2 protein-coding genes and 1 pseudogene are annotated in these 1,346 nt (G+C 37.2%); all 3 read right to left on the minus strand.

All coding sequences use genetic code 11. The features are described from left to right. Positions 1-888, minus strand: an 888-nt coding sequence (locus ACFIL2_RS06245) for a Fic/DOC family protein (RefSeq protein ID WP_375680431.1), incomplete at its 3' end; no start/stop codon positions are given. Next, on the minus strand, positions 875-1,063 hold the full coding sequence (locus tag ACFIL2_RS06250) for an antitoxin VbhA family protein (protein ID WP_375618808.1): 189 nt from the start codon (positions 1,061-1,063) through the stop codon (positions 875-877). The genes ACFIL2_RS06245 and ACFIL2_RS06250, both read right to left, overlap by 14 nt. A gap of 68 nt (positions 1,064-1,131) precedes the next feature. After that, positions 1,132-1,346 (minus strand): annotated as a pseudogene (locus tag ACFIL2_RS06255) (adenosine monophosphate-protein transferase); the annotation flags it as partial.

Consider the following 1,346-nt stretch of genomic DNA (forward strand, 5'->3'; position numbering starts at 1 on the left):
AACGTAAGATTTTTTATTTCTAAGAGCGCTTAGCACCTTCTGTTCTAGATTAGAGTTATCCGTATAAGCAGCAAGGTATGGAGCTTTTTCTGTTGCTTTTGAAGAAACATTCAAATCTTTTTGTGATTGTTCAACCTTGGGTTCTTCTTTTTGAAGTCTGCTAAAAGCTGTCTTCACTTTATTAAAAACCGTTGTAATTTTTTCCTTTTGTTCTTCGGATAATTCTTTATTGTTCTGTACATCAGAAGCTATTTTTCCCCCAAAACCTTGATAAACATCAATCTCTCTATTCTTTGTAAATTCAGTAAGGTTCTTACGAATAAGCTCAGACAGTAATTCAGAAGTACCATAAAGTGCCTCAATTGATGCCTTTGTCATTTCCTCTCGCGTGATACCGTCCCAGTCAATATTATAGCCAGCTTCACAAGCAAGTTGACCAATAAATTCACGCTGAGTACGTCCATTTCCCTCTCGAAACGGATGCAACGCATTTATTTCACCCATATAATATCCAGCTCTCTGGCTGAATTTATCCGCATCAAGACCACGCAGATATTGTTCTTTGGCAAGCTGCTGTGTAATCTTCGGTGCGTAGCTTTCAATCTGATGATGATAAGCAAATAAACAACCACCTTTGGTAATATCTATTGAACGGATCTCTCCTGCCCATTCATAGACGTCACCAAATAGCTTCTTGTGAATATCTTTCATATGATTAAGATCAAACCTACCCCTAATAGGAGTACGCTTAAGTTCAAGAGATTTTGCATAAGCGAGAGTAGACTCTACATACTTTAGCGTAGCTTCATCTTTAATACCAAACCGATTATACATCACACCAGTTTCAGCATCAGTATAAGGATCAACGCCCCCTTTATACTTCTCCACGTTTTACCCGCTCTATATAATCTTTGATAATATCACTTATTTCAAGTTCACCTATAATATAACGCTCTACTTGAGCAACAACTTGTGGATCTGGTTCCAACCCCTCTAAACGTTGGCTTGCTAATGCATTTTTAGCATCAAAGCGACGTCGTTTAATTTCCTCTTCACTCAACATAAAATTCTCCTTTGTTGATATTTATTATAGCTCAAATAAGCTATAGAAGCAAGTTTTTATCCCTTACCTTACCGTATCACATCTTTTGATCTTTCACGCGCTATCGCATTGATTTGCTCCTGTTGTCTCTGTTGCAAAAATTTAACAGCCGTTTGAAACTCACTCATAAGCTTCTTATCCGGAGGCTGGTTTTGAGGTATTACTTTTGACAAGTCAAAGTCTTGTTTATGAATGGCATCCTGTCCAAAACGTTTATCTAAAGCACTTTGTAGCTTTAAAAACT

The organism is Bartonella sp. AP30XZML, assembly GCF_042195945.1.
GTDB lineage: Bacteria > Pseudomonadota > Alphaproteobacteria > Rhizobiales > Rhizobiaceae > Bartonella.